This window comes from Methylotetracoccus oryzae (assembly GCF_006175985.1).
In the GTDB taxonomy this organism is placed as follows: Bacteria; Pseudomonadota; Gammaproteobacteria; order Methylococcales; family Methylococcaceae; genus Methylotetracoccus; species Methylotetracoccus oryzae.
Map to the genome: position 1 here is coordinate 209429 of NZ_SRSH01000006.1, position 25451 is coordinate 234879.

The window sequence follows — 25451 nt, forward strand, 5'->3', positions numbered from 1 at the left end:
CGGAGACCTGCGCTATGATGCGCGGGCTCGGCTTTCGAGCCCGCGCAGGGCAGGAAGATTACCGGCGATGCGGGGTATTCGAGCCGCCCGGAGGGTTACGGAAATCCCGAGGCGGCACTGGCGTTGCCGGGTTTAGGGGGCGTCCGGGTGTAGGTTCCCCGATTGCGTAGGCACGCGACCTCACCAATAACACAAAAGAGGAGATAGCTCGTGGCAAAAATAGTCATCATCGGGGCCGGCATCGGCGGTATTCCCATGGCCTTCGAAATGCGGGAGAACGCGCGCAAGGAAGACGAGGTCGTCGTCATTGCCGATACGCCGACCTTCCATTTCGTGCCCTCCAACCCGTGGGTTGCAGTCAACTGGCGCAAGCCGGAAGACATCAAGGTCGAGCTCGCGCCGGTCTTCAAGAAAAAGAAGATCGGCTTCATCCAGCAGCAGGTCAAGCGGGTACATCCCGAACGCAACCAGCTCGAACTGGCCGACGGCAGTCAGGTGGGTTACGACTACCTGATCATCGCGACCGGTCCGAAGCTCGCGTTCGAGGAAATCCCCGGGCTCGGGCCGGAGGGCCATACCCGATCGGTCTGCCACGTCGACCATGCCGCGGTGTCCGGGCAGGAATGGGAAAACTTCTGCGCCAACCCCGGCCCGATCGTCATCGGCGCCGTGCAGGGCGCTTCGTGCTTCGGCCCTGCCTACGAGTATCTGTTCATTGCCGAGAGCGATCTGCGCAAGCGTGCGATCCGTGACAAGGTGCAGATCACCTATGTCACCTCCGAACCGTACATCGGTCACCTGGGCTTGGGCGGCGTCGGCGATACCAAGGGATTGCTCGAAAGCGCAATGCGCGACAAACACGTCAACTGGATCTGCAATGCCAAGGTCGACAAGGTCGAGGCCGGCATGATGTATGTGACGGAAGTCGACGAGAACGGCCAGGAAAAGAAGAAGCATGAGCTGCCCTTCAAGCACAGCATGATGCTGCCGGCGTTCAAGGGCGTGGACGCGGTGTTCGGGATCGACAAGCTGACCAACCCGCGCGGCTTCATCCTGATCGACGAGCACCAGCGCAACCCGACCTACAAGAACATCTACTCGATCGGCGTCTGCGTCGCGATCCCGCCGCTGGGACAGACACCGGTCCCGACCGGGGTGCCCAAGACCGGGTACATGATCGAGTCCATGGTGACCGCGACGGCGCACAATGTCCGGGAGGAGATCGACGGCAAGCAGCCGTCCCACAAGGCCACCTGGAATGCCTTGTGTCTGGCCGACTTCGGCGACCGGGGCGTCGCCTTCCTGGCGATGCCGCAGATTCCGCCGCGCAACGTGCAATGGGCATCCGAAGGCCGCTGGGTGCACTGGGCGAAGATCGCGTACGAAAAGTATTTCATGCGCAAGGTCCGGAAGGGCATCAGCGAGCCGACCTACGAGCGGATGACGCTGAAGGCCATGGGTATCATGCGCTTGAAAAAGAGCTGATCGGCGACCGGGCCCTTAGAACCCAACTTCTGTTGGCGAAGCGGGGGCGCGCCCGCTTCGCCTGCGAGTATTACGGGTCTGCCATCGAGCGCTCACTTCGCGCGCTGTTGGATTCCGACGGCAGGTTGCGCGCTGTGTTTGGCTTTCGCTGGTGCCCCAACGCTATTCGAGATGCCTCTCGGTCGCGTCGGCCTATCGTTGAATCGGGTGGGTGCCGCCGATGTCAGTGGCGCGCTTCTGCTCGCCTTGCCGGTGTAGAAACGGAACATAAAGCTTGACCACCTCGTCGGCATCCTCCATCAGCAGCAAATGCCCCGCCGCCGGCAGCGTGTGCAGTTCGCTGTGCGGGGACACTTGCTGCAGCGTCCCGGCCCCCGCGACCGGGTAGATCCGATCCTCCTGTCCCCACAGTATCAGCGTCGGGAGTTCCGGCATGGGCCGCCGCCGCAGTATGTCGTCGTACAGGTTCACGATGTCCCAGACCTGCACGTAGTGCCGATTATGTGTCACATACTCGCCGACGATGGCCCTCTTCTCAGGAGTGGGTATCGTTGGGGGAGTCATGAATAGCAACCGGAGTTCGAGTTCGAACTGGTAGCCGGTGACCGGAATGAAGGCATTGATGCCGCGGAAAAAAGCGCGGCGAAGCTGAGGCCCCCAGCCGATCACGCCGAGCGGAGCGCCGATATAGGCCAGGCTGCGCACTTGGCCTCGGTACCGGTCGGCATACAGGGTCGCGATCGTGCCGCCCATCGAACTCCCGGCGACGTCGAGTTGTGCGATGCCGAGTTGGCGTGAGAAGTCGCGCAGCAGGGTCGCCTGCCGCTCGAGGCGATAGTCCTCTAACGAATAACCCGCGCTTTTCCCGTAGCCGGGCAGATCGACGGCGATGGCGGTGTAGCCGGCTTCGGCCAGCAGGCACAGCAGGGTGTTCCATTGCTCCTTGTTGGCGAATAGGCCGTGCAGCAACAACAGGGTCGGGCCTGTCCCCGCCGAGTTGTAGACCATGGTCCCATCGCCGACCGGGGCCGTCTTCGTGGCGATTGCACACTGGGTCGCGGCCGTTGCCGCTACCGCTGCGGAGGCCGGATCGGCCCACCGGCAACCGATCAGGATCAGGGCCAGCAGCGGCGCCAGCAGGTGGAGTCGGGCGTTTTTCATTCGATTCTGCAGAGCAGGCGCCTGGACGTGTTCGGCCGCGTCAGGCGCAGGCCTGACCGGCGCCGTTTCCGGGAGAGCACTGGAACACCGCCGTGACGGTCAGGACCAGGAGCCCCTTGGCCGGGTAGTGAGCGCCTTTCGCCTTGATTTTCGCCCGCATCTGCTCGTACTCCGGTCCGCTGGTCTTCACGGCGACCGAGCCCTTGATCTGGAAGCAGTGCTTGTCGTCCGGGTCCCAGAAGAACAGCGCGCCGCGCGGGTTCTCCATGACATTCGCAAGGGTTTTCGCCATATAGTTGTCGCCGATCCAGAGTGTGTCGTCGCCGATCAACTCGACCATCGACATCGGAGCGACGTTCGGAGTCCCGTCCAGCGATGCTGTCGCAAAGGAGAAGATTCGGTTCTTCGCGAACACCGCCTTCATCTCGTCGGTAAGTGTTGCCATGGCATGAGTCTCGGCCCGGGAAATTCTGAGACTAGCGTAACCGTTTCGGGATAGTACAGGCCAGTCCAACACGGATGACGCCGGTGGGCGCCGAGTGAGGTCCGCCTGGCCCGTTACCGTAGTGGCGCCAGGCGTTCCAGAGCCTGCTGTAACAGGGCTCGACGACATGCGAAGTTGAGGCGTACGTAGCCGGGAAAACCGAAGTCCCGGCCGTCCGACGGGCCCACGCCGAGCGTTTCGAAGTGCGGCAACGGGTTGGCCGGGTCGACGCCACGCGCGTCGATCCAGGCGAGGTAGGTTGCTTCCGGTGTCGCTGCCTTCAGCTGCGATGACGCGGCAATCCAGTCCAGCAGCAGATCCCGGTTTCCGCGCAGATAGACGAGCAACTCTGCCAGCCAGGCGCCCTCGTCCCGATAGGCTGCCTCTGCGGCCGTAAAACCCAGTGTGTTGACGTGCGGAACGAGTCCCGCCATGGCGCTGCGAAAACGGCGGCGCAGACCGCGGTCGGGAATCACCGCGAAGGAACAGCCGAGACCCGGCAGATTCCACGTCTTCGATGGCGCCATCAGCGTGATCGTCCGGTCGGCGAATGCGGGTGCGACACAGGCCAGTGGGGTATGCCGCAGCGTGGGGTCGAGCAGCAGGTCGCAATGAATCTCGTCCGAGCAGATGGTCAGCCCGTGACGCTCGGCCACATCGATCAAACCGGCGAGTTCCTCGGGCCGCCAAGCGCGCCCGACCGGGTTATGCGGATGGCAGAGCAACAACAACCGCGTGCGCGGGCTGACAGCCTCTTCCAGCGCACCGAGATCCCAGCGCCAGCCATCGGCGGTATCCACCAATGGCACGGTCTGCAGGTTTCGCGCCGATTGCGCTGGCGCGTGGAGGAACGGTGGGTATACGGGTGTTGCGGTCAGTACGGTGTCCCCGTCCTGCCCAACCGCCCGGCAGGCGAGGTTGAGTCCCGGTACCAGACCCGGCAACCACACCAGCCAGTCGGCCTCGATCGTCCACCGATAGTGCCGTTCCGCATAACACTGAACCGCGTCAACAAGCGAATCGGGTGCGTTGGTGTAGCCCAGGATCCCATGATCGACTCTTCGATGAAGGGCCGCCAGTACGGAGGGCGGGCTGGCGAAGTCCATGTCCGCCACCCAGAGCGGTATCACGTCCCGGTCGCGATACCTGTTCCATTTGGTGCTGGAGAAGGGGGTGCGTACGATGGCGTGGTCGAAATCCACGGGACTGATGCCTCGGCCTCGTTGGGCAACTGCGAGATTTGACCTTATACCACGGGACGCGCGAATGGCGCTGGGGCACTGGCAATGCGCTCGAGGTGGCTCGCCCTAACTGCCTTGTGCGGGTCGCTCCTACGTCGCCACGGTCCGGACTATGCCCTGAGGATCGTCACGGGCCGCTCGGAACGCCTCCGGCGTTCAAGCCTCCTCCGTGGACTCGACGAGTTTCGACGCGCGTCTGAAGGCGTTTCGCGACGTGAAGCCGTACTTGATCAGGTCCGCGAAGCGTTGCTCATCGACCTCCTTCAACCCGATTGCGTGTGGTTCGCCCTCGCGCAACGTTCCGAACAGTCGGTCCCAGATCGACAGCACGGCGCCGTAGTTGCTGTCGTGTTCCTCGCGCAGATCCGAGTGATGCATACGGTGCAGTCGCGGCACGATGATCACGCGCGACAGGAGGGCTTCATGGGGGAACGTGACGTTCGTGTGGTGGAACAGCACGAACAGCGAGATCAGTGCCTGATTGAACAACACGAGTTCAGCGTCGACCCCGGTTACTGCGATAAACGCGACTCGCACGAAAACCTCCAGGATCAACTCGCCCATGTGGAAGCGCAGTCCTGTCGTCACATTGAAGCTGCGATCACTGTGATGGACTTTGTGAAAAAGCCATAACCAGTCGAAGTGGTGAGTGGCGAAGTGCCATGCATACAAAATGAGGTCGAGCAGCAGGAAGGTGATCAGCCATTGAACAGGCCCCTCGGGCAGGTGGCTGAGTAGACCCCGTCCGGAGAACTGCTGGGCTACCAGGTACAGCGAGGGTATGGAAAGCAGCGAGAGAGTGACGTCGTTGAACAGATAAGTGCAGACGTTCGTGAAGTAGGAGTGCTTCAGGGTTCGCAGTCCCGGTCTGAGGAAGGGTTGCCGGAATTCCAGGTGGGCACACGCTACGACGGCCGTGATGAACACCAGCGCCAGCAGGTCCTCCACGCGCGCCTCCGCGACCCATTCGGTTCCTCGCGTCGCCGCCAGGTCGATGCCCTGGCCAACGATGAAGTTCAAGTCGAGTGCGTGTCTGATCATCTTTCCTTCCCCGTGAGCAGTCGTCACATTAATGTTTTGCCGTGTACACGCTTTGTACATGTGTTTGCTCGGAAGTTCCTTGTTGCACAGCTTTTGTCTAATGTTTAAGATCGCGGTGCAACTATCGAACAAGAGCCCGACAGGGCGGGAGAACAAGCGGCATGACGCATCCTGGGTCACATGAGGCAACCTACGGTATCGGTGCGGTCGCTCGCTTGACGGGCATACCTTTGAATAGCTTGAGGGCCTGGGAGCGGCGTTACGCCCTCGTGGCGCCCCGCCGAGGTGAGGGCAACCAGCGGCAGTACACGCACGACGACATCGTGCGGCTGCAGATCATCAAGCAACTCGTCGACCATGGGCATGCGATCAGCACCGTGGCGACCCTTGATGATGCGTCGCTGCGTGAACGGCTGGAACTGCACCGGGACAGCGCGCGGTCAGCGGGAACGGCAGCCGCGGCTGCACCGGCAGCGCCGTCGCGCGTGCTCGTCTACGGCGATGCGTTGCCCTTTCTTATTGATGCATGGCGCGAGGAACTGTTGCCGTTGGAAATCATCGGCACATCGACTTCGTACGCAGAGTTCGAGCAGCGGGCCTGCGCGGAGCGACCGGAGGTCCTGGTGGTCGAATGGCCGGCCCTCGACCCGGATGCGCCTGCGCGCTGGTCCAAGTTACAGTCTCTGGCGGGGGTGCGGCGACTGGTCGTGGTGTACGGATTCGCTCCCGCCGCGCAGATCGCCCGGCTGCAGCGTGATGGCGTGGTCGCGCTGCGCGCGCCGTTAACGGCGGCAACTCTCCGCGAAGCCTGCCGCGTTGACCAAGCGCCTGCGGCTGCGCTCCAGGCGGCAGTCCTGGCGGCGGTCGCCGCGGCGAGCGACGTGCCGATCCCGCTCCGCCGTTTCGACAGCAAGACGCTGGCCGCCGTCGCCAACCTGCCGACCGGCATTCGCTGCGAATGCCCGCATCACCTGGCCGATTTGCTGTTCCGCGTCACGGCGTTCGAGACGTACAGCGCGGATTGTGAGAGTCGCAACGAGCGGGACGCTGCGCTGCACGCCCATCTTCATCGCGTCGCGGGTCAGGCCCGGGCGCTGCTGGAAGACGCGTTGGAGCATTTGATGGTATGCGAGGAAATCGATCTCAGCGTATATTCCTAAGGGTTTGGTCGGAAGAAGAAAAAGCGTCGCTCCCCCATGCAGGGGATGTCGCGTCGGCAGGTCGTGCGGACGTGTGTGGGTTCCATGATGAAACAGTTGTCGCCAGTGTCCGTGATGCGCCTCAAGGTGGCGACGTTCATCGCCTGTCTGGTGCCCTTCGTCCACGTTTCGTGGGGGGTTCTGACCGGGTCTGCCGGAGCCGATCCGGTCGAAGCGCTGACCCACTCGACAGGTCTGTGGGCGCTGCGGCTGCTGCTGTTGACGCTGGCCCTATCGCCGCTGCGCAAGGTGACCGGCTGGTCTTGGGTGTTGCGACTGCGGCGAATACTCGCGCTCTATTCCTTTTTTTACGCAATGCTCCACACGCTGGTCTACCTGGCTTTCGAGCAGAGTTTCGACTGGATATCGATTGCAAGCGATATCCTCAAACGCCCCTGGCTGACAGCCGGATTTTTCAGCTTCGTGCTGATGATCCCGCTCGCGGCGACGTCGACTAACGGCATGATGCGGCGTCTCGGACGGAACTGGCAGCGGCTCCACCGCCTCATTTATCCCATCGCTGTCGGTGCAGTCCTGCACTACTTCTGGCTGGTCAAGAAGGACATCACGGCACCGTCGATCTATGCCGTGGTGCTGGCGATATTGTTCTGCGCGCGCCTGGTTGATGGACGCAAGGGGAAGTCTACCCGAACTCCCGTGTCACGCCCGGGGGCCGTGCCTTTCGTAAAGTAAGCTGGTCGGGCCGTTTCGCCAGGAATGACGGACGGTTTGCGGTCTGCGGCAACGGGGGAATGAGCGGCGGTTTCAAACAAACCGCGGCGTGATAAGAACGTGAAGGTACTGTGGGACGTTGCGAGTCAGCGTGCGTTGTCCCGCGGAGGCCAGGGGGTGTCGGCGGCGACGTCTTGATGTGCGCACGCTCCATCCTTAGGCAAGGCGGAGCAGGAAGTAAACTCCCCGCTCCGCACCGTGGGTTGCTCAGCGCTGTTCGATGCCCTTCAAGTATTTCGCCACGCCCGATTCCCTGACTGGCGGTGGCATGCTGCTCAGGTAGCGGTCGACGCTGCTTTTCTGCTTAGGCGGAAACTCCGGCATGGGCAGATTCTTGAGGTATTTCGCCACGCCCGTCTCCGGAACGCTGGCAGCGGTTTCGGTTGCGATCTCCTTCAGATACTTCGCCACCCCGGTCAGTACCGGTGGCGGTGGGAGGTCGCGCAGGTAACGGGTCACCCCGGTCACCACCGGCGGTTCGGGCAGCGTCTTGAGGTAACGTGCCACGCCGGTTTCCGACGGGGTCGCTTCGACTGCCTTCGGCGCGGGCGCGGCAGGTTCCGGAAGTGATTTGAGATAGCGCGCGACACCCGTCTCGCCGGCCGCGGCCGGTGGTGGTGCCACGACAACCGGCGCGGCAGCGGATGCCTGCGCATCATACCCGCGGGTCTTCGAACGTCCGAACCAGAAGGTGAATCCGGCCAGGCCAAACAGAATCAGCATCACTGGAAGATTGTCGATCATGTACTTTTCTACTTTGGTTTCTTGGGGTGTGTCGCTATCGTGCGGACCGTCCGCAAGTCTCCCGGCCTCTTCTCTGGATCCATGTACCCCGCGACCGGCTAGGCGCGGCAGCATGCACGGGCACCTGCAGGCTGTCAACCTGGTCACCCAGTCATTCCGGGCACCAGCCTCTTGAAATGCGCCGCAACAGTATACTCCGTTCGCGTTCCCGCCTCTTCCTTCCGCTCCGCCTCGACTCCCTTTAGACCGCGCCGGTGGTTTGTCGGCCCCGCGAACTCCGTCTCAGGGAAAACAGCGCTGCACTAACCTGGATTCTCGGCCGGTCGCGCAGCTTGACAATCGCAAAGTCACCATCAATGATCTGCCGCAGTCGGCGGTATTGCGGATCGGCGATCGGCGGGGTGCCACGGGGCGTCTGCCACACCGCTCGCGAGCAACCAAAGAGAGGCGGCGCTGCCCCAGGTGAAACACGTCCTGGATAGGTGAGGCCGTGACAATAACGAATGCAGACGATAGCAGTCGGGCTGCGGGAGCCAAGGCCCCCGGGCGCGTCGCTATCGCCTCAGAAAATCGACACACTTCGGAGGGTAGTACATGGCGATGCATCTCGTTGCCGCGGGAATCAACAGGTTACACGGGCCCATCATCGATCGGTTCGGCAGCCTGACCGGCGAGGATCAGGAAAGGTTGCTGGCGGCAGCGGAGCGGGTTGTCCCAACCATGTTCTCCGGGCTAATCGAACGGGTCTCCTCGCCCGGCGGTCTCGGTGTGCTGTCCTCGGCACTGGAAACCATAGACGAAACCATCTTCGACTGGCTGGCAGCGCTCAAGGAAGGTGACGAGGCGAAAGCGGCCGCCGAGGCGGGTAGCCAATGGTTGAACGCGATCTTTTCTCCCGATGGGGTCCGGTCGATCCAATCGGCCGCGCGTTCCGTGGGGCTTGGTTCGGAAGCTGCCCGGCTGCTGCCCGAGTGGCTGGTGCCGGTCGTGTTGGGAACAGTCAAGCAGGCGAGCAAGGGCGTCAGCGTCGAGCAACTGCCCGAATTGCTGTTGAAGGAGCGCGAAGCGATCGCATCGGCAGTACCCGATGCGCCGATCCCGCAGCGCGAAGCGCGACCGACCCCGGTGCTGGCGCTCGTCGGCGCCACTGCGCCATCCGTCGCCGCTGCCGTGACGCCGGCAGTCGCTCCCCGGGCCGAGCCGACGGTCGCCGTCAGAGGCGAGGTCGGGCCGGCGGGGCCTCAGGGTCTACCAGGGCCGGCTGGACCAAAGGGCGAGCCGGGTCCCAAGGGTGACCCGGGCCCGGCAGGTCCTCCGGGACCTCAGGGTGTCACAGGCCCGGCAGGACCGAAGGGCGACCCAGGTCCGAAGGGCGAGCCGGGCCCCAAGGGAGACACAGGTTCAGCCGGTGTTGCCGGGCCGCAGGGCGTGGCAGGCCCCAAAGGCGACCTGGGCCCGAAAGGGGACGTTGGCCCCGCGGGTCCCAAGGGTGAGCCCGGTGCCAAAGGTGCGCCGGGTCCCGCGGGTCCTCCGGGTCCGCAAGGTGCGATCGGTCCGGCAGGTCCGGCCGGTGCCAAAGGCGAGCCCGGCCCGATCGGCTGGAAGGGCGATGCCGGTCCTGTGGGGCCGAAGGGCCCGCCCGGTCCGGCCGGACCGAAGGGCGAGCCGGGCGCACAAGGTGAACGGGGTTTGGTTGGTCCGGCCGGCCCCCAGGGTATTCCCGGTCCCCTCGGTCCGAAGGGAGAGCCTGGCGCCAAGGGCGCGTCTGGCCCATTGGGCCCGGCGGGTCCGCAGGGGCCGATCGGCCCGATGGGCCCGGCTGGACCGAAGGGCGAGCCCGGGCAAAAGGGCGACCCCGGCCCGATCGGCTGGAAGGGCGATCCGGGTCCCGTTGGTCCAAGAGGGCCCGCCGGGCCCGTGGGGGCACCGGGTCTGCCCGGTCCGATAGGGCCGATGGGGCCGATGGGGCCGAAGGGAGCGGTAGGTCCTGCCGGTCCTGTAGGGCCGAAGGGTGACGCCGGTATCGCCGGTGCCAAAGGGCCTGCCGGACCCGCAGGTCCGCCGGGTCCGCAGGGGGTGGCGGGTGTTGCCGGACCGGTGGGTCCCATGGGCCCCAAGGGTGAGCCGGGTCCGATAGGACCGAAAGGCGCGATAGGTCCAGTCGGCCCGCAAGGGCTCCAAGGCCTGCCCGGCGTGGCGGGTCCGAAAGGAGAAGCGGGTGTTGCTGGCGCCAAAGGGCCTGCTGGACCCGCTGGTCCGCCCGGTCCACAGGGAGTGCCGGGTGTTGCCGGACCGGTGGGTCCCATGGGCCCCAAGGGTGAGTCCGGTCCAATGGGGCCGAAAGGCGCGACAGGTCCAGCCGGCCCGCAAGGGCTCCAGGGCCTGCCCGGCGTGGCGGGCCCGATGGGTCCGAAAGGAGAAGCGGGTGTTGCCGGTGCCAAAGGGCCTGCGGGACCCGCTGGTCCGCCCGGTCCACAGGGCGTGGCGGGTGTCGCCGGACCGGTGGGTCCCATGGGCCCCAAGGGTGAGCCCGGTCCAATGGGGCCTAAAGGCGCGATAGGTCCAGCCGGTCCGCAAGGGCTCCAAGGCCTGCCCGGTGTGGCGGGCCCGATAGGTCCGAAGGGTGAAGCCGGTGTTGCCGGTGCCAAAGGGCCTGCGGGACCCGCGGGTCCGCCTGGTCCTCAGGGCGTGGCGGGTGTTGTCGGCCCTGTCGGTCCCATGGGCCCCAAGGGCGAGCCTGGTGCGATCGGGGCGAAGGGTCCGGCGGGTCCAGCCGGTCCCGTAGGTCCGAAAGGGGATCCGGGGGCGGTTGGGCCGGTAGGCGCCCGCGGACCCGCCGGCGAAACCGGACCCGCCGGTCCCAAGGGTGAGCCCGGCCCGCAGGGCGTGGCGGGCCCAGCCGGTCCGGTCGGGCCGAAGGGCGAGCCGGGGCTCGATGGACAGGCGCTCATCGAGGGCGGGCGGTCCGGTGAGGTGCTCGCAAAACGTTCGGACGACGATTTCGACTACGAGTGGGTTTCCATTGGTGCCTCCGGTGACACGTCGGAACGTCTTTCCGCTGCCCTTGAGCGGATCGCGGACCTCGAAGACCGTCTGGAGAAACTTGAGCGACTGCTCCAGGAAAAATAGCGCCAGTTGAGTCTTTGAAGCTCGCGCGCGAAGGCACGGCGAGATCGGCCACCGCCTGGCCGGCTCGCACGGCCGCACGCCCCTGCAGTTGGGCCGCTGTGATGCTGCCGTCGATGGCCGCCCGGCTGAGCCGTTGAGCAGGGGGGGCTTGCACCTGACCTGCTGTTACCGAACCCTCAGTTGGCCGCGCCTTACGTGATGCCGCCTGGACGCTCGGAGACCCTGCCGGGCGTCGCGCCATGGCCGTCTGCCGGATATCTCCGGCGATAATCCGGAGTTCGTTGATGACCCGAGCCGAAGCATTTCAGTCTGTCGTCCTCGTAGCGCTGTTCGTGGTGGGGTCGTTTGCCGGCGCCCAGGACGTGCTGCCGCATCCGCCACAGCCATTTCAAGGGCGGATTGGACTGGATGCACGCCACTCCAAGCCGGTTTTCCCGCAGCCCACCCAGCCGCCCAAGGATGCGCCTAACATACTGATCGTGCTGCTGGACGATGTTGGCTTCAGTGCGACCAGCACGTTCGGTGGTGTTATCGAGACGCCAACGCTCGACGCGCTGGCCCAGAACGGGCTGCGCTATAACCAGTTCCACACGACGGCCTTGTGCTCGCCAACCCGGGCAGCCTTGATCACGGGCCGCAATCACCATTCCGCGCACACCGGCGTCATCATGGAGGCGGGGACGGGTTTCCCCGGCTATGACACCGTCATGGGAAAGGACACCGCGACCATCGCGGAAGTGCTGAAACAGAACGGATGGAACACGGCCTGGTTCGGCAAGAACCATAACGTTCCGGACTGGCAGACCAGCCAGGCCGGTCCGTTCGACCTGTGGCCGACCGGTCTCGGCTTCGACACGTTCTATGGGTTCATCGGCGGTGACACCAGCCAGTGGCGGCCGGCCGTGATCGACGGCACGCGCCCCATCGAGCCTTACCTCGGCAAGCCCGATTACAACTTCGATTACGACATCGCCGACCAGGCCATTCGCTATATCCGCATGCAGAAGGCGGTCGCGCCGAGCCGGCCGTTCTTCGTCTACTACGCGCCCGGTGCGACCCATGCGCCGCATCACCCGAAAAAGGAATGGATCGACAAGTACCGCGGCAAGTTCGACCAGGGCTGGGACAAACTGCGCGAGGAAATCTTCGCCCGCCAGAAGAAACTCGGCATTGTGCCTGCGGACGCCAAGCTGACGCCCAAGCCGACGGGCATCGGCGATTGGGACCTGCTGCCGCCGGATCAGAAGCGGCTTTATGCGCGGATGATGGAGGTTTACGCCGGCTACCTCGAGCAGACCGACTACAACGTCGGCCGCGTGATCCAGGAGATCCGCCGCACCGGGCAGCTCGACAATACCCTGGTCATCTATATCGCCGGCGACAACGGGGCCAGCGCCGAGGGGAGCCCTCAAGGGTTGCTGAACGAAATGACCTTCTTCAACGGCATCCCGGAGGATCTGAAGCAGATTCAGAGTCGGATCGACGAACTCGGCTCGTGGACCACGTTCAATCACTATCCCGTCGGTTGGGCTCATGCGATGGACACGCCGTTCCAGTGGACCAAGCAGATCGCCTCGCATTACGGCGGCACCCGCAACGGCATGGTGGTGTCCTGGCCGGCGAAGATCCGGGACAAGGGCGGGCTGCGTTCCCAATGGCACCATGTAATCGACATCGTGCCGACCATCCTGGAGAGCACGGGTTTGCAGATGCCGTCCAGCGTCAACGGCGTCGCGCAGAAGCCCGTCGAGGGCGTCAGCATGGCCTATAGCTTCAGCGATGCCCGCGCTCAGTCCGCCAGGACGACACAGTATTTCGAGATGCTGGGGAACCGGGCCATCTACAACGACGGATGGGTGGCCGCCACGACGCCGGTGGCAGCGCCCTGGGACCCGAGCGGGTCAACGGTCGATGTGATCAATGACTACCAATGGGAGTTGTACAACGTCGAGCGTGACTTCAGCCAGGCCGATAACCTGGCCGACAAGCAGCCGGACAAGCTCAAGGAACTCCAGCTGCTGTTCTATGCGGAAGCCGCGCGCTACAACGCGCTGCCGCTGGACAACAGCAAGACCGAGCGGCTCGACCCGGCCATCCGGCCCAGCCTGACGCGCGGTCGCGACACCTTCGAGTTCTTCCAGGGTATGACCCGAATTCCGGAAGGCGCGGCGCCCGACATCAAGAACAAGACGTTCAGCGTCCGGGCTGAGTTGGTCATCCCGGAGGAAGGCGCGAACGGGATGATCATTACGCAGGGCGGCCTGTTCTCCGGCTGGGCGCTCTACGTGGACCGTGGCCGGCCGGTATTCCACTACAACACCGCCGACGTCTTTCACGCCGAGATCGCCGCGACCGAGACACTGCGGCCGGGCAAACAACTGGTCCGAGTGGACTTCAAATACGACGGCGGCGGGATCGGCTTGGGTGGCCTGGCCACCCTCCGCGTCAACGGGAAAGTCTGGGCCGAAGGGCGCATCGAACGGACCATCCCCATCCGCATCACGCTGGACGAGGGCCTGGACATCGGCGAGGACACCGGCACGCCCGTGGTCCGCAGCTACGATGTGCCCTACAGGTTCAACGGTACCATCGAGAACGTCATCGTGGAGTTGAAGGAGCCGGAGGCGCCCCCCGCTCCGACTCCCGCCGCAGCGCCCGTTTCGGGGCGCGGTGCCGGCGAGCGGGGGAGGACGGGGCGTTGAGGCGGGTCTGTGTCTCTTCGCGGAGCCGTCTATCCTGCGGTTCGGCGCCCTGACCGCGAACGAGCCGGTTCCGCTTGCCAGCCAATATCTTGGAGGGCCGCTACGCGAGGGCAAAGGCCAGCGAATTGGGTTAAGTCGAGGGCGGAGATGGGGCGATTGGGAGCTCCGGTGAGGTAGAAAGTGCAAGGGAGAACTCTGCCTCGATATAACCATCGCCGAAGACTGTACGGCGTTTCTGCGCAGTAGGCGATCGGTGTTCATGTTTCATCCAGGGCCTAAGCCCTGAAGGATCGGGCGCGAAGGGAATGTAGGTTAGGGTTGGAGATCTCACAATTTTGATTTGATTGGCCGGATATGATTGCGCTATCTACCGGGGGGTTTGCAAGGGGTGACTAATGGATGGTCCATTTAGCTGTCGCCAGTCTTGAGCCGAGGGGAAAAAGACGGCAAACGGGCGAGCGGACCGCGGAGAGGCGCACGGTAGAATGCGGTCTTGCGCCTTTTTCGGAGTCCGCGTGTACAATGTATCTCCGGATTGTAACCGTGACTACGTTGGGATCTCGCGGATCCATGTCAGCACCAAACATTGTCGTAATCCTCTCCGCCTACAACGAAGCGCAGACGATTGCCGATACCATTGCTGCTTTCGCGAAGGCGCTGCGCGAGGCAGCGCTTTACGTCATTAACAACAACTCGAGCGACAAGACACCGGAACTGGCATCAGAGGCTCTGCTCAGGCCGGGGCACATCGGCGGGGTGACCGACGAGCCGCGACAGGGAAAAGGGAATGCACTACGCCGTACCTTCCATGAAATCGATGCGGACATATATCTTATTGCGGACGCGGACATGACCTACCCCGCCGACCGGGAACGAGACCTGATTGCTCCAGTAGTCGAGGGCGTGGCCGACATGGTGGTCGGAGATCGCCACACAGGTGGGCACTACGCCTATTCCCGCCTGACACCCATTATACTGGCCGTGGATCTCAACGTCGGCAGTTTCTGGCATACTTATCTTTTTATTCGCGACGAACGTCTGGGAGTAGTCGTTGTTTCAGCGTCAGCTCGTTTCCACCGGAGGTGTCAGAAAGTTTTCGGATGCGATCAACCTTATCGCTAGCGATGCGTTGCGGCAGTCCGGTAAGGTTTACGTGTTACCTGAATGGGGTTTTTCAACCCCGCTGGCCTTCTTGGCCGCTCCCGCAGTCGATATCTCGAACGATAGCAATGTGTCAAATTTGCGTAAGCTCTTATGCGGTGGGCGTCCGATCGCGAGCTCCCATTGGTTGGGCAAGGATCTCGCATCGACGCCATCCGCGATCGCCTTGGCGCCGTCGAGACGTACCGGCGCGAGTATCGTCAACGGGGAGGCGAGACCGCATTTGTTGTTATAGGCTTCGAGCGTCCCCCAAACCCGGATGCGTGTGTCATTTCCTAAAGCTGTTGAAGCGGTATACCAAATCTTTGGCTCATACAGCGCCAAATATGATAGATGCTCAAGACGCGCTAGTTTCACTGATGACACGATTAACTCCAGCGCTGAAGGTCATTCCGGCGCGATTGCGCCCCGTGACCCGCTGTTGCCGCCTTTCCGCTGTACTTTAGTCCTCGAGCTAGGGAGGTCGTACTCTCGATTCTGCAAGGTCGCTAGGTCCACCCCTTCCAGCCGCTGGTTGACACACTTTGGCCGGACGCGAGCGCGCTGTTGAGCGCAGGGATCCCGGAGGCGTCTTCCGGTACGCGACCGAGCCTTCGATACAGAATTCCCGCCTCCCCTTTAATTGCCTCCGCCCTAATGGAGGGACGAATGACATTCCAGGGGCGAAATTGTGAACAAACACGCTATTTCGCTCCAACCCTAGAATCTAAGCGAAAACACGATGATGGCCACCACGACAGAGCAGCTCAATGAAAAAGGGCACACGAACGAGCACGTCACCCCATATTCGGTTAGCGACCCTAAGGCCGCGCCTGATGACGGCCTGACTCATGCTGAGAAGGTCATCGTCGTCCTTGGCATGCACCGAAGCGGAACCAGCGTTCTTACACGAGGTCTTCTCGAACTCGGTGTCACCCTTGGCGAAAGACTTGTACCCGAAGATCAGAATAATCCCAAGGGCTATTGGGAAGATATCGATATATGCGCCCTGAATGAGCGATTGCTGGAGGCCGCCGCTCTGCGGTGGAATAGCCTCATGCCAAGCGGCGCCTTTCCGTTAGACCCGTCCCGGTTTCCGGATTTATTCATCGAAGCTGTAGAGCTTTTGTCGAAAAAGACGGCCGGTCAGATGCTTTGGGGCTTTAAGGACCCCAGGACTGCGCCCTTGCTCCCTTTCTGGACAGAGGCGTTCATAGCATCAGGCCTTCAGCCCTGCTATATCCTCGCAGTCCGTAACCCTTTAAGTGTGTCGCGCTCGCTCCAGACTAGAGATGGTCTGGCACCAGAGAAATCCGCTCTTCTTTGGGCGCAGCACATACGAAGTGCGGTAATCGGGAGTCGTCGCTCGAGGCGGGTGGTAGTTGACTATGACTTACTCCTTGAGTGTCCCGCCCGAGAATTAGCGCGCATCGCGAACGCATTAGGCCTCGAAGCCGTAAGTCAAGAGAGGTTGTCTGAGTCGGAGTACTGCCGGACCTTCATTTCGCCGGGTCTACGCCACTCCCGTCATGGGATTGCGATACTCTCAACCTATCCGATGTTGGCGAATCTCACCGCTCCCGTATATCAGCTTTTGCTTGGCGTGGCAAGCGATGAGACCGACTTGGCGACGGTTGAGGAGACAACCGTTTGGCATGATTTTCTGAGTGCCGTCGAAAGTTTGACCACGTTCTCCCCCTATGTCACTCACCTTGAGAGGCGTCTGGATATTGCCCTTAGTGAGGCCGAAGAGCTGGAGGACCGCCTTGCCGCTGGCGAGAGAGGCTTGTTAGAACGGGAAGAAGAAATTGCACGACTCCATGAAGCGGCGAAAGGATTGCTAGCCGAGAAGTGTGCCTGGGAAAAGGACTTCCAGACCACTCGTGACGAGAAAGAGCAGTTAAAGAGCGAGCTAGAGAAACAGGGCCATTTGTGGGAGGGGCGCTTCCAGTCACTGTTGCGGTCGCTGGAGTCTCGCGACGCGAAGCTCGCAAGGCATGAGGAAGAGTTAGCGTCCCTACTTCACGACATCACCTCTAACGCCACCGAGTTGGGAAAGTTGAACCATCTCCTGTCGCTTACCTCAGGAGAGCGGGATCGGCTTGAAGTCGCCGTAGACAAACGACAGCGAGAGTTATCATCGATATACTCATCCACCTCATGGAGACTCAGTGGGCCACTACGGCTAGCAAAGCGGAGGCTCCCATCGATCTCAGCACTCTTGGGTCACTGGTTGAGAGTGATCTATCTCATAGCGCCGCTTCCCGTCAGTCTGAAGCTAAATCTGAAATCCATCCTTTTTGCTGTCCTAAGCCCGCTGATCAGAAACACCCGCGCCTATCAGGCGTGGTTGCAGTTCGAAACGAAAAGAACGAACAGCAAGGTGGGTTGTTCAAACCCTGCTCCTGTCAATAGCAACGTTTCGTCAGGCGCTTCCGACATAGCATCAGCGACGGATGCGCCTTTGGCGCCTTCAGGCCTAGGCATGGAAATGGAGAAGCACGAAGTTGAACAAAATAAATTGCCAGCTTCAATCGATCTTCCCAGTGAGAGCCTGACAGGCTTCGAAGAGACCCTCAGCCTGGCTAGGTCGATATCCTTTCACGACGCCGCAAATCCCTGGGTCTCGATTATAATCCCAGTCTTCAATCAAATTGACCTGACGGCAAAGTGCCTAAAAGCACTCAGTGACGTAGGCTCCAAATACAGCTTTGAAGTTATCGTTATAAACGATTGTTCTACAGACGGTACCCAGAAAATCTTAACCGGGATTCCCGGACTACATCTTCTTTCGAACGCGCAAAATCTAGGATTCACGAAGGGTTGCAACCGGGGGGCGCGATCGGCCCGCGGAAAATATTTAGTTTTCCTAAATAATGACACGATAGTCCATCCGGGCTGGCTTGATGCCCTCGTTGAAGCCATGCAGCAACAGCCTTTGGCAGGCCTTGTAGGGAGCAAGCTCGTTTTTCCGAATGGAAAGCTCCAAGAAGCAGGCGGAATGGTCTGGAGCGATGCTTCGGGACACAACTTCGGGAGGAATGACGATCCCCGCAGGCCAGAGTATAATTATTTGAAAGAGGTGGACTATTGCTCTGGCGCGTCGATCATTATTGAGCGCGATGTATTTATTCGGCTGGGTAGCTTCGATGAACGCTATGCTCCCGCTTATTACGAGGACACCGATCTGGCCTTCAAGGTTCGCCAGGCAGGTCTACGAGTTCTCTACCAGCCACTTTCGGAGCTAACCCATTTTGAGGGCGGTACGGCGGGCACAGACGTGACTGTCGGTGTTAAAGTGCACCAAGTCTTGAATGCCGAAAAATTCTACGAGAAGTGGAAGAGAGAGCTCAGCAGACATCCCTCTCCATCGGAGGATGGTAAGCCGCATCGGGACCGTTATGCGGTGGCAAAGGCTCTAGTTGTCGATGTTTGGCCAACGCCAGACAAGGATTCTGGTTCCATCGACGCGCTGAATCTTCTGAAGACATTGCTCGCATTCAATTACAAGGTAACCTTTTTCCCCGACAATACTGTTAGCCATTTTGGCCAATACACCACTTCCTTGCAGGGGCTTGGTGTTGAGTGTCTTTATGAGCCGTACGTGGAGAGTCTTTCGCAATACCTAGAAGAAACCGATTGTGAATATGACGTTGTATTCTTGAGGCGCGCGAGTTCCGGTGGTCGGCATCTCGAGCTGGTGCGCCGCTTCCAGCCCCAAAGCAAAATTATCTTCGACACAGTCGATCTTCACTTCGTACGAGAAGCGCGACGCGCCGAGATCGAAGGCTCTTGGGAGGTGAAATTGGCCGCTGAAGCGACAAAGGCCATGGAGTTAGAGTACGTAAAGCGAGCCGATGGCACCATTGTCGTGAGTCCAGCGGAAAGAGAAGCTCTAGAAGCAGAGGTTCCAGGCTGTCGAGTATGGTGCGTGCCGTTTTCTAGGGATATTCCCGGCCCAAAAGCTGGCTTTGAGGAAAGGGCAGATATCCTGTTCGTGGGCGGTTTTTTGCACGCGCCGAATGTGGACGCTGTTCGGTATTTCTCAGAGGAAGTGTGGCCACATGTTAAAACCCGCCTTCCCGCCGCGCGGTTCCTTGTCGTCGGTAGTAATATGCCGGCCGAATTTCAGCGTTGGGACTGTGAGAGAATAGTACCGGTCGGATACGTAAAGGATCTGGCCCCTTATATGGAACGGAGTCGCATCACGGTAGCTCCGCTGCGATATGGGGCGGGCATAAAAGGAAAGGTGGCAACGAGCCTATCCTTCGGCGTTCCGGTAGTCGGTACGCCGATCGCTTTCGAGGGGATGGGCTGCCAGCACCAGGTTGACGTCCTTCAGGCTGAAACGCCGGAAGAGTTTGCTGAGGCGGTGATTGAGGCCTATACGAAACCCGCCTTGTGGAAACAGCTTTCTGAAGCGGGTCTCCGGCTTGTTGCTTCGCTTTATTCCCATGAGGTGGGGCAGGCGAAATTATCGGAGATACTGCAGCACTTCGGAAAACCTTCCTGCAAAATCTCCCAGGTCCCCTCAGCGGTTGACGGAGTCGCCGGGAGCGGCGCCTCACCCGGGCGTGATCCAGTCGGGGCCAGTGTTCTCCGCGACACACGGGTAATCGCCTTTTATCTACCCCAGTTCCACCCAATTCCGGAGAACGACATATGGTGGGGGAAGGGGTTTACGGAATGGACCAACGTCACGCGGGCTCGTCCACTCTTTCCCGGTCACTACCAACCACATCTGCCGAGTGATCTCGGCTTCTATGACCTACGGGTTGCCGAGGTTCGTGAAGCACAGGGAGACCTCGCACGGCAGTTTGGGATTTATGGATTCTGCTATTACTATTACTGGTTCGCGGGGCAGCGCCTACTAGAACGGCCACTCAACGAAATGCTCGCGAGTGGCTCGCCCGATTTCCCTTTCTGCTTATGCTGGGCGAACGAGAGCTGGACTCGGCGGTGGGATGGCAGGGAACAGCACATTCTGATGGAGCAGCGCCACTCACATGAAACGGACGTACGTTTCATTCGTGACGTGATCCCAGTCCTTCGGGACGAACGCTACATCAGGATAAACGGTCGCCCGTTACTCTTGGTTTACCGAACAGAGCTGTTACCAGACCCGAAGCGGACAGCCGAGGTTTGGAGGGAGGAGTGTCGACGCGCAGGAATTGGGGATATTTTCCTATGTCGCGCCGAGGCATTCACTCGTTGCGATCCCGCAAGTGTTGGATTCGACGCCGCATATGAATTCCCGCCGTTGCAGGCCGACGTGCCAGAGCTTGACCCACCTGTGATTGTGGAGGGAAGCCATGATTTTGCGATGGGGCCATTTTCAGGAAAAATTTTCCCGTATGATTCGCTCGTGGAACGAGCGTGCGCTCGCGAAAGCCCGCCCTACCAACGCTTCCCAGGTGTGATGGTCAGCTGGGACAACACCGCTCGCCGGGGAAACACGGCATACATTTGGCAGGGAAGCACACCGGAGCTCTATGAACAGTGGCTTCGAAGTGCTTGCGAGGCGGTAGAGCGCGCCCCGAATGGCCCAGATGAACAAATCGTATTCGTGAACGCTTGGAATGAATGGGCGGAGGGGTGTCACCTGGAGCCTGATCAACGATTTGGGCGCCTCTACCTTGAGGCGACGTGGCGCGCCCTACAACGCCGCCCCCGCGTAACACGTTGACGTAACCCGCAAAAAACAATGTAGGCACCGGCTTTAGGGTTTAATGCACAAGATCTCAGTGCCCACCAACGGAGAGCGGTGGGTCATCGTCCACTTCCACATTTTCAAGAATGCCGGGACCACGGTCGAAGACGTTCTGCGCCGGAATTTCGGCGATCTCCATCGCACCTATGACCTACCTGAACCGACAGGGAAGATTGGTAACGAAGAGGTTCTCCGGTTTTTGGATGAGGCGCAGCCGCTGGCTGCGCTGAGCTCGCATCAGATTTCGTATCCGATTTTCTGCGGGCCGGCGCTGCGCATCTATTCCTTACTATTTCTACGACACCCTATTGACCGGATCGCGTCCGGTCTCCGCTACTCATTTCAACGCATGGCCTACGAGGAGCCCCTACGATATGCGGAATATTCGAATCTGGGTGATTACATGAGAAGGTCCGTTGACGGGGGGATTTGCGACAATTTTCAGGTTTACCTCCTTTCTCGGAGTACCATATTGAACCTTGGAATGCCAGACGCAAGCTGGGAGGTTCGGCGCGATATCGCGATCGAGAATATAGTGAAGAGTGAGTTTTTTGGCTTGGTGGAACGTTTCGATGAAAGCCTTCTATTGATGAAACGATATATCGGAATCGTATATCCGGATTTCAAGTGCGACTATGAACGCCAGAATACCTCCAACGAACAGCCATCCCTTCCCTTGAGGCTAGCACAGTTTGAGGAACTGGTCGGGCGCGAGCGTATGGGTCGCCTGACAGCGGAAAACCAATTCGACCTTGCGCTTTTCGAGTTCGCGACAAAAGTGTTTGAACAGCGGCTCGTCGGAAATAGTTGAGCGTATTTCGATTGGCGCTCGTAGCTCGAAAGGTGCCAAGTTGGAGCCAAAATTCTGTGCAGTTATAGCGCGGAAATGCGGGAGTTGATGGTGGTTTTTCTATCTGGGCTGTGGGTATGGTATCTGGAAACCAGTCTCCCTTTAATCACTTTTGGCTCGCTTTAGGGAACCTCTTATATGGACGCCTCCGAGAGAGGCAACTGATCGTATTGTTTTAGCAGCATAGGTAAGGATGCAGTCTTATATTCGGCCTTCTGGTGCAGGCCATAAGCCTGCGGGCCCTGATGGAATCCGCTGACGGGGGCCTCATCTGAACATCGAACTGGGAGTGAATTTTCCCTATCAGGTTTATCCCGTCCCGGTCCAACCTGTCTGCCATCAACAACGAACCAATTGCACCCTCCGAAAAATGGTTAAAGTGCGGTAAGCAACGACACTAGCCCAACTTTCGCTATTCGGGGCTTTTGGCGGGCTACCCCATTGTTTTGTTGTAGGACGGATTCAGGAGGTCGGCACTACAGGGAGGCGGCGGTCAGGGTGGTGACCGAAGGGTTGGAAGAACGTATACGCGGGGGCGGTTGCTGGGGCAAGACCAACTTCAAGCGCTGTAACAACAGTTGCTGGTCAGGATCGGGCTGGGTATAGCGGGGCAGAATCACGTGGCGGCCATCGGTGGTCGGGAGATGCACATCGACCATCTGGATCGCCGACAGTTTTTCCAGGATGGCCCTCGGGGTCAACCCAGGGGCTAGTCGGCGGGCCTGGAACTTCAGGGTCACTTGCAGGCAGTAGGCGATGAAGGCGACGAAGATGTGGGCTTCGATCCGGTGGTCCAGTTGATGATAGATGGGCCTCAGGCTCAGCTCGCTTTTTAATTCCTTGAACGCCTGCTCGATCTCGGTGAGTTGGATGTAGTACTGCCAGAGCATGGCCGGATCGGTCGCGGTGAGATTGGAGCGCAGCAGGTAACAGCCTTCCCGGCGCCGGGTCTGCCGTAGCTTAGCTTTGCACAAAGAAAACTGGAAAGTGTCTGGAGTCACCGGCTGTGTGGCTCCGGGCATCTGGATGTCCACCAGTCCGTACGCGCGCCCGGCCTCCTTCTTGGCCGCACCGAGCTTGAGCAGGAGCTGATCGCGGCTGAGATCTTGTCGGCGCAGTTCGTGGAGTCGCTGCCAGAGCCGCTTCAGTCGGCGGCGGCGCATGGCGCGCTCCTTGTCGGCCCGTCCGTCACTGCGGGCCAGCACATACAACTCGCCGTCCTGTTCGAGCAGTTTGACGTGAACCGACTCCCGCGCCTCGGCCCAAGGTTGCGCCAGGAAGGACCGTTCGAGTCGCGTCAGCCGGCCTTTCGGGGTGCCGACCAGATAGTGCACCGGGGGATCGGACTGGCGCATGAGCGCCAGGGTGTCCTCGGTCGGGATGCCACGATCCATGACCCAGGTCCGATTGGCCTTGCCGTACTGCCGTTCGATGGCTTGGAGAAAGTCGGCCAGCGTGGTCCTGTCGCTGGTATTGCCCGGCATCACCTCATAGGCCAACGGGAACCCTTCCGGGGTGACGATCAGGGCAATGACGACCTGGACACAATCGGCGCGTTTGTCCCGGCTGTAGCCGAACTTGCGCTGCCCCTCCTCCGGCGGTACGCACTCGAAGTAGGTGCTGGTCAGGTCGTACAGCAGCACCTCAAAACGAGCCCCGAATAAAGTCTGCCAGCGCTCGGTGAGAAACTGGAAGAACGCTTCTTTGTGGTCCAGCAAACGATCCAGACAGCGATACAGCGTATCCTTCTCGGCGACGCCCAGGTCCTCGCCCAGAAGATCCGCCAGCGCCGTCTCTCTGAACCACTGCCGATGCAGCCGCCATTCACTCCCCGGTGCCAATAACCGGTGACAGACCAACACCTTCAGCACGTTGAGCCAGCGGGTGCCCTTGCGACTGGGGCGCAGCTTTTCGGCCCAGAATTCATCGAGGTCCAGTTGCTCCCAGAGCCGCAACGCCAACCAGCAGCCGCCGAACTGCCGCGGGTGATGGAGGCTCAGCTCGCTCAACCGAACCTGAACCACCGCCAACGCCAGTTCCGGCGCCGGGCGGTCATCGGCAAACAAGGCCATCTGCTGTGACCGGGCGCCGTCGGCATCGAACACCTCGATGCTCCTGCACCACGCGGCCCGCTGGGCGTCGTTGATCTCGGCTAGATAGAGCACCTGGCGCTGAACCACCCGACCGCCGGTCACCCGGTGGTTCTCCACCAGACTCCAGTAGCGGTGTTCCTTACCGTCCTTGAAACGGCGTTTGGCACGTAAAAACATGCCTTCCTATTGTGAACATAACCGACCCCCGGTCAACAACCAAGGTCGGCACTACACACGGTTTTCGGGCAGCTTTGCTGTCCTGCGGTTAAAGAAACCAAGCGGTTGTGATCCAGTGCCGGGATAAGAATTGCTCGGTCGAGGAGAAATTGGAGGCGAATAGCGAAAGTCGGGCTAGGGCCGCCGCTCAAGGGGTCACCAAACCGAACTGGGCAGCCTTGAACGGTTCGCCTTTAGCCAGTACCGCCCAGAGGGTTCTGGCCAGTTTATTGGCCACCGCCGCAACGACCACGTTGAAGGGCCGGCGCGCGCGCAGCGCCGCGAGCCAGGGTTGGTCGCCACGGCGCAGCACCACCGCTCGGGCGCCGTGCATCAGCAGCGTTCGCAAATATACGTCACCGCGTTTGGACAGACCCAGTTGGCGAACCCAGCCGCCGGTGCCCCGCTGTTTGGGGACCAACCCCAACCACGCGGCCAATTCGCGCCCGGATCGAAAGGTATTGGCGTCCCCGATGCTCGCACCGGCAGCGGTCGCGGTAAGCAGCCCGATCCCTGGAATACGGGCAATCGCCTGGCACGGCGGGGACTCCTTGAGAATACCGGTCAGCCGACGTTCGATCACCACAGTCTCCGCATCCAAGCCTTGGATTCTCGCCCACTGCTCCCGCAAACTCGCCATCAGCACCGCAGGCAGTCGGGACTCAAGCTCCGCCAGGTCTCCTGGTAAGGCTTTGCCGAGAGCGGCCATTCCTTCCGGTAGTACCGTGCCGAACTCGTAGAGTATGCCGCGCAGCGCATTGGACTGCATGATGCGGAACTTGAGCAACTGGGCGCGCAGTCGGTGGAGCGCCAGAATACTTTGCTGCAGTTCCGTCTTGACTGCGACAAAGCGAGCCGCGGGCTGCTGTGCCGCGGTCCAGATCGCCCGCGCATCGGCAGCATCCGTCTTGTTGCGCAACACGAAGGGCCTGACGCTCTTCGGCGCCAGCAATCGCACCTCATGACCTAGGCGGCTGATCTCTCGGGCCCACCAGTGTGCGCTGCCGCAGGCTTCAAGCGCCACGATCGCCGGAGCCCGGCGCGCCAGAAACGCGAGAGTGTCCCGTCGGTGCAGTCTGAAACGCCCGATCTCTCCGGTTTCGGGGCAAACGGTGTGCAGTTGAATGACGCGTTTCGCAATGTCCATTCCGATTACGTTTGTCTTCATGGCCGCGGACCTTTGTTCAGCTGGTTGGCTTAGGCTCTCCACTGTGCCACCCGTTAGCGCCAAGCGCGACGGCCGGCGACAACGAGAACCTCAGGTGGAGGCGTCCATACCATCTGAACAATTCCGAGTTGACGCGCAAGGACGCATCCCGCGGAGAATCAGGCGTCGAAAATGGACTTTAGTGACGCAAATTCCGTGTTTGAGAGGGCGATTTCCGCCCGGATTCGCCCTTAGGGGCGGATGCCGGGCGCACGTCGCCCGTCAGATCATCAAGGCATGCCTCTTGAGATAGATGTTGGTAAGCCCGATCAGGGTAAACACCTGGGCGGCGTTCTTGGCCAGGCCCCGGTAACGCG

Annotated in this window: 16 protein-coding genes; 8 read left to right on the top strand and 8 right to left on the bottom strand. The window is 61.0% G+C overall.

Annotation, left to right across the window (positions count from 1 at the left end):
• Positions 1 to 210: 210 nt before the first annotated feature.
• Positions 211 to 1485: an NAD(P)/FAD-dependent oxidoreductase gene (locus BWR02_RS08285; RefSeq protein ID WP_139557278.1), complete on the top strand. Its 1275-nt coding sequence runs from the start codon at positions 211 to 213 to the stop codon at positions 1483 to 1485.
• A 192-nt stretch (positions 1486 to 1677) separates the two neighbouring features.
• On the opposite strand, the gene BWR02_RS08290 is transcribed toward BWR02_RS08285, so the two are convergent.
• The 4 genes from BWR02_RS08290 to BWR02_RS08305 form a co-directional block, all read right to left on the bottom strand.
• On the bottom strand, positions 1678 to 2646 hold the full coding sequence (locus tag BWR02_RS08290; RefSeq protein ID WP_139557279.1) for an alpha/beta fold hydrolase: 969 nt from the start codon (positions 2644 to 2646) through the stop codon (positions 1678 to 1680).
• A gap of 40 nt (positions 2647 to 2686) precedes the next feature.
• Positions 2687 to 3091, bottom strand: coding sequence for a pyridoxamine 5'-phosphate oxidase family protein (locus tag BWR02_RS08295; protein ID WP_139557280.1), 405 nt, complete (start codon positions 3089 to 3091; stop codon positions 2687 to 2689).
• 113 nt (positions 3092 to 3204) lie between these two features.
• Positions 3205 to 4332 (bottom strand): MalY/PatB family protein, encoded by a 1128-nt coding sequence (locus tag BWR02_RS08300; RefSeq protein WP_201276197.1) that lies wholly within the window; start codon positions 4330 to 4332, stop codon positions 3205 to 3207.
• Between the two features lie 195 nt (positions 4333 to 4527).
• Complete coding sequence (locus tag BWR02_RS08305; RefSeq protein ID WP_162560076.1) at positions 4528 to 5412, bottom strand: sterol desaturase family protein; 885 nt, start codon at positions 5410 to 5412, stop codon at positions 4528 to 4530.
• Between the two features lie 161 nt (positions 5413 to 5573).
• Between BWR02_RS08305 and BWR02_RS08310 the strand changes: the two genes are divergently transcribed.
• Both BWR02_RS08310 and msrQ read left to right on the top strand, forming a co-directional pair.
• On the top strand, positions 5574 to 6572 hold the full coding sequence (locus BWR02_RS08310) for a MerR family transcriptional regulator (RefSeq protein WP_139557283.1): 999 nt from the start codon (positions 5574 to 5576) through the stop codon (positions 6570 to 6572).
• A gap of 87 nt (positions 6573 to 6659) precedes the next feature.
• Complete coding sequence (msrQ, locus tag BWR02_RS08315; RefSeq protein WP_236102040.1) at positions 6660 to 7304, top strand: protein-methionine-sulfoxide reductase heme-binding subunit MsrQ; 645 nt, start codon at positions 6660 to 6662, stop codon at positions 7302 to 7304.
• Between the two features lie 246 nt (positions 7305 to 7550).
• Here the strand turns inward: msrQ and BWR02_RS08320 are convergent, their stop codons facing one another.
• Complete coding sequence (locus tag BWR02_RS08320) at positions 7551 to 8087, bottom strand: hypothetical protein (protein ID WP_139557284.1); 537 nt, start codon at positions 8085 to 8087, stop codon at positions 7551 to 7553.
• Between the two features lie 594 nt (positions 8088 to 8681).
• Here BWR02_RS08320 and BWR02_RS21455 point away from each other — a divergent pair.
• From BWR02_RS21455 to BWR02_RS08335, 3 genes are all read left to right on the top strand, one after another.
• Complete coding sequence (locus BWR02_RS21455; protein WP_139557285.1) at positions 8682 to 11216, top strand: DUF937 domain-containing protein; 2535 nt, start codon at positions 8682 to 8684, stop codon at positions 11214 to 11216.
• A gap of 284 nt (positions 11217 to 11500) precedes the next feature.
• Positions 11501 to 13918, top strand: coding sequence for an arylsulfatase (locus tag BWR02_RS08330; RefSeq protein ID WP_201276199.1), 2418 nt, complete (start codon positions 11501 to 11503; stop codon positions 13916 to 13918).
• A gap of 570 nt (positions 13919 to 14488) precedes the next feature.
• Positions 14489 to 15040 carry a glycosyltransferase family 2 protein gene (locus BWR02_RS08335; RefSeq protein WP_139557287.1) on the top strand — a complete coding sequence of 184 codons (552 nt, stop codon included), beginning with the start codon at positions 14489 to 14491 and terminating at the stop codon, positions 15038 to 15040.
• 27 nt (positions 15041 to 15067) lie between these two features.
• On the opposite strand, the gene BWR02_RS08340 is transcribed toward BWR02_RS08335, so the two are convergent.
• Entirely contained in the window at positions 15068 to 15445 is a 378-nt protein-coding gene (locus tag BWR02_RS08340; RefSeq protein ID WP_139557288.1) for a hypothetical protein, read from the bottom strand.
• A gap of 1171 nt (positions 15446 to 16616) precedes the next feature.
• On the opposite strand from BWR02_RS08340, the gene BWR02_RS08345 reads away from it, so the two are divergent.
• Together BWR02_RS08345 and BWR02_RS08350 are read left to right on the top strand one after the other, a co-directional pair.
• The gene (locus BWR02_RS08345; RefSeq protein WP_162560077.1) at positions 16617 to 20744 is read left to right on the top strand and encodes a glycoside hydrolase family 99-like domain-containing protein; all 4128 of its coding nucleotides are present in this window, start codon (positions 16617 to 16619) and stop codon (positions 20742 to 20744) included.
• Positions 20745 to 20787: 43 nt separating this feature from the next.
• Positions 20788 to 21579: a sulfotransferase family 2 domain-containing protein gene (locus BWR02_RS08350; RefSeq protein ID WP_139557290.1), complete on the top strand. Its 792-nt coding sequence runs from the start codon at positions 20788 to 20790 to the stop codon at positions 21577 to 21579.
• A 515-nt stretch (positions 21580 to 22094) separates the two neighbouring features.
• On the opposite strand, the gene BWR02_RS08355 is transcribed toward BWR02_RS08350, so the two are convergent.
• Positions 22095 to 23888: an IS1634 family transposase gene (locus tag BWR02_RS08355; RefSeq protein ID WP_139557291.1), complete on the bottom strand. Its 1794-nt coding sequence runs from the start codon at positions 23886 to 23888 to the stop codon at positions 22095 to 22097.
• A 187-nt stretch (positions 23889 to 24075) separates the two neighbouring features.
• Entirely contained in the window at positions 24076 to 25095 is a 1020-nt protein-coding gene (locus tag BWR02_RS08360) for an IS110 family RNA-guided transposase (RefSeq protein WP_139557292.1), read from the bottom strand.
• Between the last annotated feature and the right edge of the window lie 356 nt (positions 25096 to 25451).